The sequence below is a fragment of the Labilithrix luteola genome (assembly GCF_001263205.1).
GTDB classification, from domain to species: Bacteria; Myxococcota_A; Polyangia; order Polyangiales; family Polyangiaceae; genus Labilithrix; species Labilithrix luteola.
In genome coordinates this window covers 6,635,258-6,652,880 of the sequence record NZ_CP012333.1, presented here as the reverse complement: position 1 = coordinate 6,652,880, position 17,623 = coordinate 6,635,258, and the positions used below count along the sequence as shown (strand labels likewise).

12 protein-coding genes and 1 pseudogene are annotated in these 17,623 nt (G+C 66.1%); 4 read left to right on the top strand and 9 right to left on the bottom strand.

All coding sequences use genetic code 11. The features are described from left to right. Window positions 1–45 precede the first annotated feature (45 nt). On the top strand, window positions 46–1,113 hold the full coding sequence (gene trpS, locus AKJ09_RS28880) for a tryptophan--tRNA ligase (protein ID WP_146651088.1): 1,068 nt from the start codon (window positions 46–48) through the stop codon (window positions 1,111–1,113). 50 nt (window positions 1,114–1,163) lie between these two features. Here trpS and AKJ09_RS28875 read toward each other — a convergent pair whose 3' ends face one another. From AKJ09_RS28875 to AKJ09_RS28840, 8 genes are all read right to left on the bottom strand, one after another. Then, window positions 1,164–2,981 carry an IgGFc-binding protein gene (locus AKJ09_RS28875; protein WP_146651087.1) on the bottom strand — a complete coding sequence of 606 codons (1,818 nt, stop codon included), beginning with the start codon at window positions 2,979–2,981 and terminating at the stop codon, window positions 1,164–1,166. Continuing rightward, window positions 2,978–4,348, bottom strand: coding sequence for an RCC1 domain-containing protein (locus AKJ09_RS53385; protein ID WP_169927954.1), 1,371 nt, complete (start codon window positions 4,346–4,348; stop codon window positions 2,978–2,980). Before AKJ09_RS53385 ends, AKJ09_RS28875 begins: the two co-directional genes overlap by 4 nt. After that, the gene (locus AKJ09_RS28865) at window positions 4,323–5,711 is read right to left on the bottom strand and encodes a hypothetical protein (protein ID WP_146651086.1); all 1,389 of its coding nucleotides are present in this window, start codon (window positions 5,709–5,711) and stop codon (window positions 4,323–4,325) included. The genes AKJ09_RS53385 and AKJ09_RS28865 overlap by 26 nt, the downstream gene beginning before the upstream one ends. Continuing rightward, entirely contained in the window at window positions 5,708–6,916 is a 1,209-nt protein-coding gene (locus AKJ09_RS28860) for a WD40/YVTN/BNR-like repeat-containing protein (RefSeq protein ID WP_146651085.1), read from the bottom strand. Before AKJ09_RS28860 ends, AKJ09_RS28865 begins: the two co-directional genes overlap by 4 nt. After that, entirely contained in the window at window positions 6,913–8,157 is a 1,245-nt protein-coding gene (locus tag AKJ09_RS28855; RefSeq protein ID WP_146651084.1) for a hypothetical protein, read from the bottom strand. Before AKJ09_RS28855 ends, AKJ09_RS28860 begins: the two co-directional genes overlap by 4 nt. A gap of 55 nt (window positions 8,158–8,212) precedes the next feature. Beyond that, window positions 8,213–8,980 (bottom strand): outer membrane protein assembly factor BamD, encoded by a 768-nt coding sequence (locus AKJ09_RS28850; RefSeq protein ID WP_146651083.1) that lies wholly within the window; start codon window positions 8,978–8,980, stop codon window positions 8,213–8,215. Then, window positions 8,977–9,573, bottom strand: coding sequence for an RNA polymerase sigma factor (locus AKJ09_RS28845; RefSeq protein WP_146651082.1), 597 nt, complete (start codon window positions 9,571–9,573; stop codon window positions 8,977–8,979). Before AKJ09_RS28845 ends, AKJ09_RS28850 begins: the two co-directional genes overlap by 4 nt. Before the next feature lie 61 nt (window positions 9,574–9,634). Beyond that, a complete protein-coding gene (locus tag AKJ09_RS28840) occupies window positions 9,635–10,813 on the bottom strand; it encodes a hypothetical protein (RefSeq protein ID WP_146651081.1) in 1,179 nt (392 codons plus the stop codon). Between the two features lie 128 nt (window positions 10,814–10,941). Here AKJ09_RS28840 and traA point away from each other — a divergent pair. Further along, window positions 10,942–11,724 (top strand): annotated as a pseudogene (gene traA / locus AKJ09_RS28835) (outer membrane exchange protein TraA family protein); the annotation flags it as partial. 65 nt (window positions 11,725–11,789) lie between these two features. Then, on the top strand, window positions 11,790–12,047 hold the full coding sequence (locus tag AKJ09_RS56280) for an MYXO-CTERM sorting domain-containing protein (RefSeq protein WP_420814260.1): 258 nt from the start codon (window positions 11,790–11,792) through the stop codon (window positions 12,045–12,047). A 45-nt stretch (window positions 12,048–12,092) separates the two neighbouring features. On the opposite strand, the gene AKJ09_RS28830 is transcribed toward AKJ09_RS56280, so the two are convergent. Next, window positions 12,093–13,406 carry a DUF2403 domain-containing lipoprotein gene (locus AKJ09_RS28830; protein WP_146651079.1) on the bottom strand — a complete coding sequence of 438 codons (1,314 nt, stop codon included), beginning with the start codon at window positions 13,404–13,406 and terminating at the stop codon, window positions 12,093–12,095. Window positions 13,407–13,988: 582 nt separating this feature from the next. On the opposite strand from AKJ09_RS28830, the gene AKJ09_RS28825 reads away from it, so the two are divergent. After that, window positions 13,989–17,579 (top strand): VIT domain-containing protein, encoded by a 3,591-nt coding sequence (locus tag AKJ09_RS28825; RefSeq protein ID WP_146651078.1) that lies wholly within the window; start codon window positions 13,989–13,991, stop codon window positions 17,577–17,579. Window positions 17,580–17,623: the final 44 nt, after the last annotated feature.

The following is a 17,623-nucleotide window of genomic DNA, read 5'->3' as shown; positions in this document are numbered from 1 at the left end:
CTCGCCCACCCACGCTTGCCCGTTCTCGGCTAGCCTCCCACGGCCGTGAAAAACCGACCTCGCATTCTCACCGGTGACACTCCCTCTGGCCGACTCCACCTCGGCCACTGGGTGGGCTCGCTCGAGAACCGCGTTCGCCTCCAGGACGACTACGACTGCTTCTTCCTGCTCGCGAACATGCACGCGTTCACGACACGCGCGGAGTCCCCGGACGACATCCGACGGGACACGCTCGACATCGCGAAGGACTGGCTCGCCGCGGGCATCGATCCCGAGCGCTCGACACTCGTGCTCCAGACCGAGATCCCGGCGATTGCCGAGCTCACCTGGTATTTCGCGATGCTGCTCCCGTTCAACCGGGTCATGCGCAACCCGACGCTCAAGACAGAGATCGAGCTCAAGGATCTCGGCGACCACTACAGCTTCGGCTTCCCGCTCTACGCGGTCGGCCAGTGCGCCGATATTCTCGCCTTCCGCGCCGAGCTCGTCCCCGTCGGCGAAGATCAGGTCGCGCACATCGAAATGTGCCGCGAGGTCGGCCGCCGCTTCAACTGGACGTACTGTGGGGTCGACCCCCAGACGAAGGACGAGCAGCACGTCGCCGAAGGTGGCGTCTTCCCGATCCCGAACGCGCTCGTCGGCCGCATCGGTCGCCTCATCGGCACCGACGGCAAGACGAAGATGTCGAAGAGCCTCGGCAACGCGATCCTCCTCACCGACACGGCGAAGGAGATCAAGAAGAAGATGGGTGGACTCTACACGGGTCGTCAGACGATGACGGAGCCGGGAGACATCAACAACGCCCTCTTCCAATACGTGCGCGCCTTCATCAAGGACCCGGCGCGCGTTGCCGAGCTCGAAGATCGCTACTCGCGCGGCGACAACCTCGGCGACGGCCACGTGAAGGTCGAAGTCGCTGCCGCCATCGACGAGCTCATCGCCCCGATGCGCGAACGCCGCGCGGCCCTCGAGGGTGAGGCTGGCGACAAGCGCGTTCTCGAGATCCTGCGCGCTCACCACGCGAAGGCGAACGCGATCGCCGAAGAGACGCTCTACATGGCCAAGCAAGCCATGAAGCTCGACTTCGGGCCGCGCAAGCTCTCCTTCCCGTGACGACGTGACGACGATGCGCTCGGAGCCACGAGCGCATCGTCGCCGAACCGTCATTGCACGGGTACGAGCGGCGACGTCACGAGCCGCCTTTGGGCCATACCGCCGGGATATCCGTAGCTCGCGTAAGCGTCCCATCCCCACAAGGTCGCCGTGAACGGGCCGTCGCTCCGCATCCGCTGCAGACCGCTCTGACACACGCCACCGTCGAACTCTTGTCCGTGTCCGTGTGACCGCATGAGATCGACGCGCGTGAATTCGTACTTTCCTTTGGCATCGACGGGACGCCAGTCGGTCAGATTGCCCGCGCACTCGAGCCAGACATCCTCGAATCGATCCTTCGCTTTCGCGCGCACGATCACGAGCGAGGTTTCGGCATACGTCGGATCGGCATAGAAGCTGTACGAGTTCAGATATTGCCCGGCAGGGATCACGTTGATGAACTCGGGATCGCCTTTGCCTCCGAATCCCGCCGATCCGTAATAGTCCATGTCCCCGCCCGTCATGTACGAGGCGAGATAGATCGGATGTTCGCCGTCTTGCGAACGGACCACGAATGCGTCCCCCGTGCCGGAGGCGAACGTCGCCATTTCGCCGGCGCTCAACGTGGTCGGCGCGCCGGGCGGAATCACTGGATCGTATTCGAGGCGTGTACCGTCGCGCGCAGCGACGATCCGATAAGGCACCGGCTCGTGTTCGTTGTCGAGACGAGGCCGATATCCCACGCCGACATATTCCGAGCCCCACTGCTCGAATGCGGGAATCTGTTGATGAAGGTAATCGCACGCCGCGCCGTCGATCGGAATGAGGGCGCAACTGTTGCCCCCGAAGATGGTCGTCGGCTTGGTCGACGTGACGATGCTTCCGGTGAGCTCGGCGTCTTGCACGAACTGCAAGACCTGGCCCTTGTCGAGATGGTACGTCGCCGGCAAGCGCGCCGCGGTGCCTTTGACTCCCGTACCGTCCTGAATGTCCTGCGTCGGGTTGATCGTCACCACCGTGTCGTCGGCGGAAGCGACGATCTGAGCGCCCGGCCTCCCGGCCTCGCTCCGCGACCAGCCGTCGATGAGGACGTGTTCCTTCGACCAAGTCGCCACGGGCAGGAGCAACGTAGCCGCCGGAAGGTAGCTCCGTGCGCCACCGAACGGATAAATCGTCGATGCGCCGACGGGCCGGTTGGTCGTCATATGGAAGGCTCGTCCGATGCCCGTTCGATTCGGCAGCGGATCCGAATGCGAAGCCGCGACGGCTTCCTTCGGACAGCCGATCACTTCCCCCTCCGTGCCCGGCGGCACATTCTGGTCCGGGTCGCGATCGGACACGAAGAGAATGACGCTCTCGCCGGGGGCAATTGGGCCGCTATGCGGAAGGAGCGTCGCGTCGCCCGGATGGGTGAGGAACATCGACTTCGACAGGTCGAGCGGCTGACCGTCGAGGTCCAAACTGACGTCGACTGGCAACGTCGACGTATTCACCAGGAACGCCGCCAGACACGATTGCTGGAAAACCTTGTCGAGGCGCGGCGTCTGCAAATAGTACTCACAGCCGTTCGACGTCCGATCGTCGGCGGCCGCCGCGCAGGGCTCTTGGCACCTTGCACCGCCACAGGCGAGATCCGGCGGGCAGGTCTCGACGATTTCTCCCGTGCAGGCGCGTACGACCGAACGGCCGTCGAGCGAACATTGGAATTGGCAATCGCCCGCATCGGCTCCAGCTTCTCCGAAGGTGTCCGATGGAGGGACGAAGCTGTTCCGGGACTCTCCACAAGCGCCCGCGGCGAACGCCACGATGGCCGTCACGAGCCCTCCGACACAGGAAAGCGCGACGCGAGAACGCAAGGCCGTGCGGCCGAGAAAAGCAGACGAGCTCATGGGAGTCGTACCTCCTTGGGCTCCAGACTCGGTACTTTGATTTCGCCGGTGCCGAGCTGGCCATAGTAATCACTCCCCCAGCAATAGATTTTGCCACTCGTGAGAAGCGCGCACGTAGCATCGGGCGTCGCCTTCACGTCCGCGGCCGGCTCGGGCAAGCCGCGCACCTTCACGGCTTGGTAGGCGAAGTCCTTCGTTCCGTCGCCTGCTTGGCCGCTCGCGTTGTACCCCGCGCAGTAGACGGCTCCCGAACGGCCACACGCGCACCAGCGTTGCGGCTGCACGATGCGCGTGCCGAGGTTGTCGATAACGATGTTACGCGTCGTCGCGATACGGGTGAGCGGTTCGGGCGCGACCACCGGCGTCGGCATCGCACGCAACAAGAGCGACACGCCTTCCGGATCGAGATACTTCGGAGTGACCGCCCCCCAGCAGTATCCAGTCCCGCCCGCCGTGGCGCAGGCATTGTCCTGGATCACGTCCACCGACGACACGGCGCCGAGGGCGACGGGCAACGGATAAGGGTCGGGCGACAGCGACGACGATCGCGCGAGCGGCGGGTTGGCTCCCCAGCTCACCATGGTGCCGTCTTGGCCGATGGCGAACGACGCGCGTGCGACCGCAAGGCTTCGCGGCTTTGCCCCTGCGGGCAGAGCGACGAGACGTGGCGTGAGCGCATCGAAACGCGGTTCGGCGCCGAACGGAGCTACCTGGCCGTCGTCGTTTCGGCCCCAGCAAAGCACTCCGTCCGAGGTGGTCGCGCAGGCGGTCACCGGCCCGACACCGATGTTCGTCACCGGCGGCAGCGGCAAGGTTACGGCGGTTCGCTCGGTAGTCGCCACGCCCGCGTCGTCGCGAAGAAACGGTCCGGTGCCCCAGCAGTGGACGCCACCGCTGCCGTCGACGGCACACGTATGGTCGAGCGCCACGACGTTCGAGACGCCGAGGACGCGGCGGGGCGTGGGATCGTCGTCCACGCCCGCGTCGTCCCCGCGACCGAGCTGGCCATCGCCGTTACCGCCCCAACACGCGACCGTCCCGTCGTCGAGTCGAGCGCAGTATCCCTCGCTTCGCTCGTCCGAAACGCCGAACGTAGTCACCAGTGAAAGCGCGCAAGGCTTGGACGTGCAGACGACCGGCAGCGGCGCGGCATCGACGGGACCTGCATCGACGGCCGGCGTGCTCGTATCGGTCGTGGCATCTTGCGATGACGCTTCCGGGCCAGCATCGTCGGAAGCGAGCACGCCGCCGTCGCCACGATCGCTGTCTCCATCGCTCGAACAGCTCGCCGTCCACGCCGTCGAGCCCGCGAGCACGAACACGGCAGCAGCAAGACGCCAATCACGGAGTCGTATTGTGGAACGCATAGCGTACTCCGACGGCCCAAAGATCATGAGACGACGCCCCCCGGACCCGGTGGATGGGACGCCTCGTCGGAGCACCATTGAGCGAAATCGTCGATACTTGGAACGGATCGCCATTCCAAACGTCGGCTCCTCGCAGGACGAGACCGAAACCGCTGAGCCAAAGTTGATCGCTCGGCACGTCCTTCCCGAGTGGAGGACTCCAGAGTGAAGAGAGGCCTGATTTGAAGACGGTCACCGGCTGCGGAATGTCGAAAAGCTCGGCGTTCCAGGCACCGTCGACCGACGTCAAACGCATCACGTCGCGCCCACCTTTCAGACCGACGATGTGCTCCGGAGCGATCTCCTGGATGTCGGTCAGCCAGCCGTCCCTCCCTTCGATGAGAAAGACGCCTCTCCGTCCTTGGCAGGTTTGTCCTTTCCCGCCGGCACTCGGCACGATGCCGTCCGCGACACGCGAATACACGCCGGCGGCCTTGTGCACGAGGAGACCGCACGCCGTTCCGTATGGATAACGATCACGCGTGCCGGAGAACCAGACGTCGTCCGGACCTGTTCCGGTCGCGCTCACGATATAGATGTGTTCGACGACGCTCGGATCCTCGGGGTCCGATTCGGCATCGTCGGCAATGTATTCGGCGACCCAAGCGAAGTTGCCGCTGTCGTCGGTTGTCCAGTGATAGACGGTATTGGCGAACCACGCGTAAACGTCGGACGCGCCGGTTCCCCAGACGCCCAGAGCGGGATAATTGCCTTCGAGCACGGGATTCATCGGATACCCGTGATCGTGCGGTAGCGCGGAAGGTGCATCGACGAGGTCGGGGCTATGGTCCGCCAGCACCGACGAGGTCCAAGACCAGGCGGCCGTGGGATCCGCCGGGCGCGTCCCGTGGTAGACGGTCGCGGGAGCAACGGTGAAGTAGGCCTCGTTCGCGCTGGGTGCCCAAACTCCGCCGGCGTACTTTCCGTGGCCCGGAGCGTTCTGCGTATTGTCGTCGATGTACTTCCAGGAATTGTCTGGATTGCCTGATTTCTCCCAGAGGAGAACTTTGACGCCGCGGGTGGGGCTTTCGGCGATGGCAAAGGCCGCGCTGCCGTCAGCCACCGGCCAAACGTCTCTCATCACGAGATCGGAGTCGGGCAAAACAGTGGTGCACCAGCCCGCTTCGCTGCACGTCGATTCCGCAGCGTCGACGCCAGCGTCCACCGACGACGCCTCGACGGGCGGCGCCGCTTCGGGAACCGCCTCGACCCCCGTGGGTGCAGGCGCCGGCGTCTGAGCGACCTCGTCTGCCGATGCGCAAGCGTTCACGAGGCCAAGGGCCAGCGCACAAGGCGCCCACGCGAGAATGAGTGCGCGTCTCATGAATGACCTCCGACCGAGAGAAGAACGCCTTGCCCGGCAACCCAGACGCGTCCTGGCGAGGCGGTCCACACGGACGTCAGGTTCGGGCGACGCTGCCCGAGTCCGGCAACGGCGACGCGCGACCACCCCGCGCCGTCGTAGTGAAGAACGACGCCCTTGCTACCGACAGCCCAGATGTCCGATGTCGAGGTGCCCCAAACCGCATTGAGGTCGACGCTTGTCGGCACGTCGGCCACGACGTCCCAAACTCGAGAATCGCCATGATGGTGACGGATGGTGCCCTGAGCGCCGACGGCCCAGACCTCGCCGTTCGGTGCCACCCACACGCCATTGAGGGCATTCATGGTCTGCGTATTGAACGGCTCGGCCGTGGGGATTTCACCGTCGGCGTCGACGAGATGAATGGCTGCGCCGCTCGAACCAACGGCCCAAAGCTCGTTCGGCGTGAGCCCGTGTACGCTCGTCATTTGCGAGCAGGGATATGTGAATCGGCACGTCGCGGGAGCAATGCCGACTCCGATTTCGAAGTTTCCGTCCGCCGTCCTGCGTAGACGCCAGAGACCGCTCGTGCGCATGGCGGGGTCGGCGTCCTCGCTCCGCGTCGCACACCACATCCATTCCGCGCCGGGTGCCGCGAAGGTGGACATCAACGTCATGCTCGCGCCGCGATAGTCGCTCGGCGTCGACGGCGCGTCGGGCGTCGTCCAGCCGCCAGCCGATGCGTCGGCGCCGCCCGCCAAGCCGTGGAGGTAGAGCGTGGTCATCGCCGCGATGGCGACTTCGCCTGAATCACGCAACCACAAAGCGAAGATCGACGACGGGACGCCGACATCCGATACTTTCCATGACGCGCCGTCGAAGTGCGCCATGGCCCCGAGTGCCCCGGCGGCCCAAACGTCGGTCGCGGAGCGTCCTCGAACGACGTTCATTCGTGTTCGAGAATCGATCGTGCCTCCCGGCGCATCGGCGACGAAAGGGCCGCTCTGGCAGAGAACGTCCGCCGTGCAGGCGTCGGGAAAGTACGCACAGTCGTCGCAAGGTGGAGATGGAGCGTCCGGCGCGGCTTCCACGGAGGCGTCGCTCGACGGGAGGGCCGTTGCCGCGTCGTTCGGAGGCGCGACGGTTCGATCCTCGCTCGCACACGCGACGAAGACCATCGGCACGATGGCGGTAATCGTCGCGACGAATAACCAGCGCACTTTCATCGCGTGGGTCCCCCCGCGTCCTTGTCGCACGGCTCGACGACGCAACGCCCGAGCACACAGGCCTGTCCGAGGAGGGCATCGCAGGTGATCCCGCAGCCGCCGCAATTCTGCGGATCACTGTCGGTATTCACCTCGCACGAGTCTGCCGTATTGCCGTTGCAATCGGCCCACCCCGGAAGGCAGACGCGCGTACACGAGCCGTACGAACAGCTGGCAATCGATTTGGTGTCGAAGCGACCACTGCACGTGATTCCGCAACCGCCGCAATTGAGGGAGTCGGACGCGAGGTCCTTGCACTCGCCCCAGCAAACGTCGCCGTCGCAACCGCCACCGCAGAGCGTCTGACCGGGCGGGCACTTGCATTCGAAGGCCTGGTGCGTGGCGTCGAAGCGGCAATCCTGCCCGGATGGGCAAACGACTCCGCATCCACCGCAGTTCTTCGACGTGGTGATGCGGGTCTCGCAACCGTTCGACTCGATGTCACCATCGCAGTTGCCATTCCCGAACGTGCATTTGAGGTGTCCACACTCGCCCTTGGAGCAACCATAAGAGACGGTGTCGTTGACCGGCGGCGGAAGGCCGTCGCCCATCGGGTCACAGCCCACCCCGCAGCCGCCACAATTGTGGTCGTCGTTCTGTGGATTCACGCACTGCGGCGAATTACGGGGACAATACAGGCCGTCGTTGGGGCAGCCGCAGGCATAGATGCCCTTGACGCCCGGCTGAGCAACGCAAGGCTTGGCGGGATCCGCACATTGGACATCGCACTCGCCGCAATGGTCGTTGGTGTGCGGGAGGATCTCGCAGCCATTGTCGACGATGCCGTCGCAATCACGATAAGCGCCTTGGCATTTCTGCACGCACCGTCCCTTGGCGCACGTATAGAGGTTCCCGAGGCCGTCGGACGGGCAGACGGATCCGCAGGCCCCGCAGTTATCGCGATCCGTCTCGAGAGAGACGTCGCACGGATAACGGGAATCGGGACAGGTCGTGAATCCCGCCGGGCAAGCGCTCGATGGGCAGTACGAGATCATGGTCTCGGCGTCGACCTGCGCATCTTCGGTGGAAACGAAAGACGGTGACCCGGAATCGAGTCGATCGTCGCCGAGAAAGACGCCGCTGCCCTCCTGGGCACAAGACGCGGCAACGGTGGGCGTGACCACGGCCATCGTGAGCATCGTCACGATCGTGAGGAGTCGGGCCCGTAGACCGCGCCGAGGATCGGTATCCTTTTGAGTCATGGTGAATTCTCCGAGCCCTCGAGTGGGGTATTCGGCGATGGGGATATCCCCACGTTCAATCGCGGGTACGTTCGGCGAGCACGCGGACCCGCGCGGCATAAGCACTCGTCGGACTGGTGTTCAGAAACCGTTGCGCGAGAACGTGCGCCTGAGCCCGTTCGCCAGACGAAGCCAGCGCGTCGATGCGAATGACCTGCATTTCTTCGGCAAACAAGCCGGACCCAAAGCGACTCTCGTAGCGCTCGATGGCCCGCAGGCACGAGGGAATATCGTGAGAATGGAGCCCCGAACGAGCGGCGGTGAGGAGCGCCAGCTCTTCGTCGAAGGTCGACAACTCGGACGCAGGCGACGACGTGCCCTGGGCTCGGACCTCGGGCACGACGGGCTTTGCGGAGTGGACGGGGGTAACCGCCGTACGTGTTCGCGGTGAGGCAACGACGGGAGGCGCCGGGTCGTCGACGGCTGGAGGTGACGGCGCGGCGGCCGCTTTTTCTCGCGCGGGCTCGGGCTCGATCCCACCGACGACCAAGGGCGCTTCCGTCGCTGGGTTCGTCACGGGAAAAGCCACCGGCGTGACGTTCGTCCCCCGACGTCCCGTCCACACGCTCGTGGCCGCGACGACAGTGAGTACGGATGCACCGACGATGGCCGCCCCCGACCCAAGCCACCGCCAGGGGCGCCACCGTGAAGCGGAGACCATGCGCCTCGTGAGAGACACGAGCTCGTCGACTTCGGCACGAGAAGGACCGTCACCGCGACTTGCGGCGACGAGACGCGCGAAGCCCGGATCTTCGTCAACGAGACGCTTCGGTTCGTCGTTCATGTGTCTCGCTTCTCTCCCGCCCGGGCGCGATGCCGTGCGAGACGCGCGCGAAAGTCGTCGCGGGCGCGTCGCAATCGAGATGCCACGGTCCCGTGAGGGACCTCGAGCACGTCGGCGATCTCCTGCATGGTCATCTCCTCGAGCTCGTACATGACGAAGACGGAGCGAAGGTTCTCGTCGAGCTCCGACAGCAGCCGATAGAGCAGTGCGCGCGCCCGGTCGTCGTCGAGGCGCTCCTCGGCGTTCGCGTCGACCTCCGATTCGTTCTCCGGATCGAGCTCCTCGGTCGGGACCTCGCGCGCGCTCTTCACTTTGAGATTGGACGCAATTCGGAATGCCGCCCCGAACAGGAACGCACGCTCGTTTCCCGGCTTCACTTCGTCGATCCGACGGAGGATGACCAAGAAGAGGTCTTGGGCCGCATCGTCGATGACGTGGGGTTCGAACCCGAGGCGGCGCAGGAATCGCCAGATGTTCGCCCAGTGGGCCCGCACGAGCTCGGGGAGCTGCTCCTCTCGACGGCTCACGTTCGCGTCGGCGGCCCCACGCTCCGCGAGGGCGGCACCGGCAGACGCTGTGGAGGAGGTGAGCACGCGGGGTAGTAGCGCCGGAGGTGGATTCTGATCACGAAAACGTCCGAGGCGACTCGGGAGGTCACAATCGCACCCCGATCCCCAAGCCGCCGAGCACGCCCACGGACGGGACTTCCGCGGCGGTCGCGCCGCTGGCGAGGACGAAGGGGCGTCGCAAGAGAGGGCCCGTGACCAGAACGGTCGAGCTCAAGAAGACGCGTTGGGAGAGGCTCACCGCGACCGACATCGAGCCCCCGACGTCGAGCCAGGCAACCGACGTGTGCTGGGCGTCGGCATATCCCTCCGCGGACGCACCGAGGATGCCGATGTTGGTTTCGACACAAGGCGTGAGGTGGACGATACCCGCCACGTCGAATGTGTGCGGGCACGCGCGGACGTTCCCGGCGGTCCAGAGGAAGTCGACGGAGCCTCCGCGAAGCGCACGCTCCTTGGGAAAACTCTGGCGCACGCCGAAACCGATGCTCGGACGAAGACCGCGCAGCCAGCGTGGGCCATCGGCAACCGCAAACAAGAGATTCACTGACGCGGCGACGCCTGGCAGTGCGCCGCCGATGACGGCAGTGGAGGACTCGAAACGGACGTCGAAGGCGAGCGCGTCGAAGCGCACGTCGAGCTCGACGGCACGATCCGCGCTGCGCGGAGGGTCGGGTGCTGCGGCGTCGGGCGGCGATGGAGGCTCGGTGGTGCCTTTCGGCGGCACTGTCCGCGTCGAAGGCGAGGGCGACGGCTCGTCGGGACTCGGAGCTGGACCGCTCGGCTGGTCTCCGGGCGGCTCGATCGCCACGCCGACCATGATCGCCATGGCTCGGGCCACGCCGGTGCACGTCGGCCCGACGAGCGTTCGTTCGGACAGCGTTCCCGTCGCGTCGGCGACGACGAGCGTTCCCACGGTCTCTCGCCCGCGAACCGACAGTCGCACACGGATGGTTTTCTCCGCGCGCCCTTCGTCGACGTTCGCCGACCATCGGCTCGTGTAGGTGCGGACCGCCGCGAAAAACTCGGCCTGCGACGGGCAGGCCTGGGTCCCTCGACCGGCGCTCGGCGACTCGGTCTCGAAGACCAGGCGAACGGACTCGGGCTCCTTCGTGTCGGCAAGGACGGGGCACGAGACCGTCGTGGCGGTCGCGAGCATCGCAAGCGCGACCGCGCGCATCTGGAAAACGCGTCCGTCCTCGATTCGACGCTCGCGCCTCGGCTCGCTCCGCCTACTCACGTCCACCATGGAGCGCACGGGAACCATACCCCCTCTCTCCGAGAGGAGGAAGCCATGCGCCACGCGCCACGCGCTCGTGGCTGGCCGTTGGTGCACCCGCGCAATCCAAACACGGCATATTGACGCCGCTCGCGTCCAGGCTTCACCGTGCTCGGATGTCTTGCTGTCGTGCGCTTGGCCTCACCGTCACCTTATGCCTGTTGACCAACGTGGCGAGTGCTGCACAGACGCCCGTGGTAATCGCGCGAGCTCCCGCGGCGTCGCTTCCGAGCGCCGACGGCACCGGACTCTGCATCGCCACCAAGAAATGGACGGGAGGCGTGAACTCAGTGCCTCAGACGGCCGACAGCTTTGCGTCGGGGATGAACGCATTCTTCGAGGCGAGTCCGCAGCCCCAAAAGACCTCCGTTCACCGCGGCTTGCTCGATCTCTCGAACGCCCTGAACGACGGTAGGGTCCTGAGCTACGGTGATTTCATCGGCGCGGCCTGCTCCCAGAGTTCCCAAGCCGGGTGTCCATTCGTCTTCGGCGATTCGACGACGACCTTCGGGGCGCGGCTCCGCGGATTCATGCGCGTCGGCCAGAGCTCTGTCGGTCATCCGATTCATTTCGGCGTCTACGCCGACGACGCGATGAGCCTCACTATCTTCGATGGCGCCGGGCAAACCTACGCCGCGTTGATGCGACCGCCGCAGCTCGGAGCGCCGACGTGGCGGATCACCAACGCCGTGACGTTTCCCTCCCCCGGCCTGTACCCGATCGAGATCCTCTACGCGCAGATCACGGAGCACGCCGCGTTGGAGATCTCCACCTACGACGACACGTTCACCGATTTCGAGCGTGGGGCCGGTCAGGCTCCGGTCGTCAATTTGCAGTCTTTGGGATTCGGGCTTCTCGACCCCAAGGACCTCCACCAATCCGAAGAAGGCGGCCCTTCGTTGCCGGATCTCGACAGCTGCCAGCAGTGTGCCCGCGAGTTCGCGGGTCAACCGGGCACGTCAGGATGCAGCGCGGGATACCACTGCAACGCGGCTGCACTCTGTTCCGCCTGCGTCTCCGGCGTGGTACCGATGCCGCCCAGCCCGACGCGAGCGCCGTCGACTCTGCATCCCCCGCGACCTCCGCGCCGCAAGCGGACGACGGAGGTTGCGGTTGTCGGCAGACGAGGAGAGCGACGCCTTCGTGGGCCGGGTTCGCCGCTCTCGTGATTGGGCTCGGTCTAGTCGGCCGAAGGCGTACGCGATCGATGCCGTCGCCTTGACCGCGCGATTCCCAATGATGCGCTCACGTCAGCGCAACTGGTGAATCACTTTCCCGCGGGCAACCGAAGCGAGATCAGGCCATCGATCGTGTCGCGGCCGAGAGACGGCGGGAGCGCCGGGAGGAGCGATGCTGCCGCGCTCGGAACGTTCGACGGGTGGATGACGGCAACCTGGATGGTGCGTTTGACCTCGTCGAGCAGCACGACGAAGTATCGATCGCCCACGGGACGGCGCCAGACGGGGCAACCATTGGCGTCTCCGCCGACCGGGATTTCGGGTCCCTTCGCGTAGGCCGTCTTCGAGCAAGCGTCGAGCACCTCGACGTCGTCGGCGAAGGCGCCGCGCGAGCAGCCCGTCCCGCACACGTTCCCGCCGACATGCCCTTTCTGATACGAGCGTACGCCGGTGCTGGCGAATTCACGATTGCTGTATTCGTTGTTGTCCATCACGACCTCGAAGAGATTGATCTCTCCGCAGCCGTCACCGACCGAGCCGGTCTTCGAATAGCAATTACACGCTCCATTCCATTTGCGACCACCGTCGCGAATCAACTCCGACGCGACGAGTGCCACCCAGGGGCCGGGAGATCCGCTCGCGCCGCCGCCGTTGCACTTCTGGACGCCGGCGTCGTCGAACGTCATCGAACCGAGCAAGACGAAGAGCTTCGAACCTGTCCATCCGAGCCGGTTCACGCCCGGGTCTTTGGGGCAGTAGTAGTCGCGTCCGTCGCCGCAATCGAACTTGCCGGTCTGCGCGAGATACCAGACGCAATCGCTCTTCTGCAGATCTCCTTCGAAGGTGGTCTGTTGATCATTGCCCTGCGTGAAGCCGAGATTCTGCCCGACTTTGTTCCGTCGGTCCCACGACGATACGAGTCCCCACTGAGCGGCGTCGCTGGTCGCAGGCTGATAGACGGCGACCTGTTTGACGTCGATCGCCTTGAGGATGAGCGTCATCTCCTGGTCGAACGGCGCGAGCTTGTCGCCCTCTTCATGCTGCTCCTTCATGCAGCAGTGTCCGCCCCAGGTGTCCGTCCCGTCCTTGTAGTTGCAGGCGGGGTCCCCCGCTTCACGGTTGATGCGCCTCGGCCAGAAGCCCGGCGCGCCGACGTTCGTGAACGTCATCGTGCCACCGAGCGTGGGGGTCGACGGATCGACCGGGTAGCCCCCAACCCCCGAGCCAAGCGGAGGAGGTGGCGGCGTCTTGTTGTCTCCGTCGCTCGTACCCGGCGTGCTGCTGCCTCCGCTTCCTCCCGGACCGCCGAGGTTCGAAGACGACGACGAGTCCGAGGAGGACCCGCCGCATGCGAAGACCAAGAGCGAGACGAACGCGAACGCGCCGAGGAGTTTTCGAGCCACCACCGCAAGTTGCCCGCCGCCGCCCGATCCGTGTCGAATTCGACGAGCCCGTGTGGAGCGTCCGCAGGTGGTGGCCACGCGACCCGGGCCGTCAGCGCCGCGCTCTCCCTACGGAGACCCGGGGTGCGCACATCTGACGCACCCAGCGGCGCTGTGGAGGCCGGGAGGCCTGACCGACAGCGCTGAGGCCAGGCCGGGAGACCTGACCGACAGTGAGCCCTCCCGGCGCCCTCACTGTCGGTCGGATCTCCCGTCGGCCTAGGATCACCATCACTTAGCCTCACTGTCGGTCAGACCTCACTGTCGGTCGGACCTCACTGTCGGTCGGACCTCACTGTCGGTCAGGTCTTGGGCGCAAACGGACGAGCTAATTCGAGGCGCCGCGGCGGCGACGATGGCGATGAGCGCAAGCATCTCGGCATGTTGGAGGAGGTCGACAGCCTCGTTCAGATCGATCGGGCGTCCGCTGCGTAGGACGTTGCCGTAGCCTCGTTCGCGGGGGCGCGATGCTCCTACAGCCTTCCCTCCATTCCGGAGCTGGGAGGCGCCACGAGGTCCTCTGGCCCCGAGCCGTCGAACTCCATGAACGAGAAGACCCTGCTTTACGGCGCCCTGTCCGTCACCGCCATCGCGGCCATCTATGGAGTCGTGAAGGCCCGCGAGATGCGGAGCACCACGAGCCAGTCCGAGATCACGACCGTCCCGGTCACGGACTCGCCGCAGAGGGTCGAGCAGGCGGAGGTGCCGATTCGACTCACGGCGTCGGACGGCACGGGCCTCAAGCTGTCGTCGCTGAGTGCGAAGGCGGCGGTCGAAGACCCGCTCGCACTCACTGAGCTGCATCTCGTGTTCGAGAATCCCGAAAACCGCGTGCTCGAAGGCACGTTCCGGATCACGCTGCCGCAAGGCGCCTCGCTGAGCCGCTTCGCCATGAAGGTCGGCAGCACCTGGCAAGAGGGCGAGGTCGTCGAAAAGCAGGCCGCACGTCAGGCCTACGAAGACTTCCTCCATCGCCGCCAGGATCCCGCGCTCATGGAGCAAGGCGCCGGCAACGAGTTCTCGGCGCGCGTATTTCCCATCCCTGCGCGCGGCACCAAGGAGATCATCATCGCGTACTCCGAGTCGCTCGAAGCAGGCGCGCCGTACGTCCTGCCGCTCCGCGGCCTGCCCATGCTCGGCACGCTCGACGTCGACGTGCACGCCGCGGGTAGCCGCAACGCGATCGCGGGCGGCCGCCCCGACATGACCTACAGCGTCCATCAGCAGCGCATCACTCCAGCGCAAGACTTCGTGGTCGAGGGCAAGCAGATCCCGCGCAGCAACGGCCTTCGCAACGGGGACCTGGCGATCGCGCGCGTCGTCCCGTTCGCCTCGTCGCGTCCCGAGCCTCTGACGTCCGCGGTCGTCCTCGTCGACACGAGCGCTTCGCGCGGCCTCGGGCTCGGAGAGGAAGCCAAGCTCGTGAAGAACGTGCTCGCGCGACTTCCGAAAGATGCGAACGTCGTCGTGGGCTGTTTCGATCAAGAGGTCGTGTCCGTCTATGAAGGCCCCGCGGGAGGCTTCGGAGACAAGCAGGTCTCGGAGATCGTGGCGCGCGGGGCGCTCGGCGCGTCCGACTTCGAACGCGCGATCGGCTGGGCCGGAGAGCAGGCCAAGAAGGCAAAGGCGAAGCGCGTGGTCCTCGTCGGCGATGGCGTGGCCACGGCCGGCGAAACCGACGCGCAGAAGCTCCGAGACCGCGTGGAAAAGCTGCGTGATGCCGGCATCGAACGCATGGATGCGGTCGCCATCGGAGGCATTCGCGACGACGCGTTCCTTCGTACCATCGTTCGTGGCGTGCTCGATCGCGACGGCGTCGTACTCGACGCGAAGCTCGGCGCCGATGCGGTCGCGAGGCGCCTCGGTGAGGCCACGAGCTCGGGCGTCCCGGTGAAGGTGGAAGGCGCGACGTGGGCGTGGCCCGAGAAGCTCGATGGGCTCCAAGCGGGCGACGAAGTGATGGTTTATGCACGCCTCGACGCGAACAAGCCCGTCGCGATCACGGTCGGCACGCAGCAATTCACGCCCGATCTAAGGACGATCGAGCGGCCGCTCGTCGAACGTGCCTGGGCCCAGGCCAAGATCCAGAGCCTGATCGACGCCCCCACCGACAATCCGTCGGCAACGAAGCACGAGATCGTCTCGCTCTCGACCCGCCACCGCGTGCTCAGCCCGCACACGGCCATGCTCGTCCTCGAAACGGACTGGGACTACCAGCGCTTCGGAATCGATCGCACGGCCACGGTCGACATCCTCACCGTCGACAACGGCCACGCGTCGGTCGCGCACAATTCCCGCACGCAAGACGGCGAGCGCACGGCGGATCTCGGTGGGAAAAACAACCGAGAGAAGGCCAAGGGCGAGAACGCCGATCGCAAGAGCCGAGGAGCCCCGACCGCCGAGGAACCTTGGGCACCGAGCGAGCAGGCGGCCAATGCACCGCCCGCGCTCGAAGCGCCGGCAGCGACGGCCACCGGGGCCCCTGCAGCCGACCAGGAGCAACGACCGGCCGACGTGCCCACTCCGATGGCGTCCGCCGCGGCCCCGGCAAAAGGCTTCGCCGAACAGACGGCTCCCCCGCCCCCGCCTGCCCCCGTTGCCCAAGGCACGCGCGGCGGATCGAACCAGTCTTCCTCGCTCGCCGAGGGACTCGCGGCACCGATGCCCGTCCCCACGCCCACGCCACGACCGGCGACGCGGGCTGGCGACGGTCCTGGGCACGCGGCGAGCGGCGGGTTCGGTGCTGGTGGTGCTGGCGGTGGTGGCGGTGGAAGAGCACGGGACACGCGCACGGGCACCTCCGTGGGCAGCGTCCAGGTTCGCCCCAACACGCTCGTGGTCGAGCAAGGCATCAGCCAAGACGACGCGCAACGCGTGGTTCGAGGAGCCACCCCCCAATTGCGTGCATGCTACACGGGCGCAACGGCAACCGACGCGACGCTCCACGGCCGCTTCGAGGTCCGCGTGGTCATCGATGCCCAGGGTCGCGTGAAGGCCGTGCAGGCGACGCAAGCGCCGGCCAGCGAGACGTTCAAGGCATGCGCGCTCAGTGTCTTCCGCGGCCTCTCCTTCCCTGCGCCGGGCACCGGCGAGGCCAAGTTCGCGGCCAGCTTCGATCTCGTGAACCTGAACGGCGGCACCGAGAGCGATCCGCAGGCGACGCGCGATCCGAAACTGCCCGCGGCCGCTCCTTATGAGGGTCGCTTCCGCATCGTCATGGACAAGCTCTCACGCGGGGACAAGGACGACGCGCTCGGCGAGGCCAAACAATGGCAGACGGAGCAGCCGGGCGACGTGCTCGCGCTCGTGGCGCTCGGCGAAGCGTACGAAGCGCGTGGTGACGCCAAGACCGCCGCGCGCGCGTACGGCTCGATCCTCGAGCTCTTCTCGTTCCGTGCCGACTCGCGAAGGTTTGCCGGCGAGCGGCTCGAGCGCCTCCACGATCCCTTCGCGCTTCGTCTCGCCGCCGACACCTACGGCAAGGCGGCGGAGCAGCGTCCCGACCACCCCGCGAGCCATCGTATGTACGCCTACACGCTCGTGAAGACGGGCGAGTACGAAAAGGCCTTCGAGGCCCTGCAGAAGGGTGTGTCGCGAAGCTATCCGCCCGGTCGATTCCTTGGTGCCGAGCGCATCCTGAAAGAAGATCTCGGCCTCGTTGCGGCGGCGTGGGCCAAGGCCGAGCCTGCACGGCGCTCCGAGATCATGCAGAAGCTGCATGCCGCCGGCGGTACCGAAGAGAACGGTCCCTCGCTGCGCTTCGTGCTCGCATGGGAGACAGACGCGAACGACGTCGACTTCCACATCTACGACGGCCGCGGTGGGCATGCGTACTACGGCGAAATGCGTCTGCCCTCGGGCGGCGCTCTCTACGCGGACGTGACGACCGGCTATGGCCCGGAGTGCTTCACCATCCGCAAGGCACCGAGCGAGCGCGCCTACCCCTACAAGCTTCAGGCGCACTACTACTCACGCGGGCCCATGGGCTACGGCATGGGCAAGCTCGAGATCGTCGAGCACGACGGCCGAGGTGGCCTTTCTTTCGAGGAACGGCCGTTCGTGGTCATGGTCGACCAGGCCTACGTCGACCTCGGTACCGTCGAGAAGAAGAGCGACGCCACTGCGCTGAAATAGGACAATTCGAGCAGGGCTGTCGGGGGCCGCAAGTCCGCGCGCGG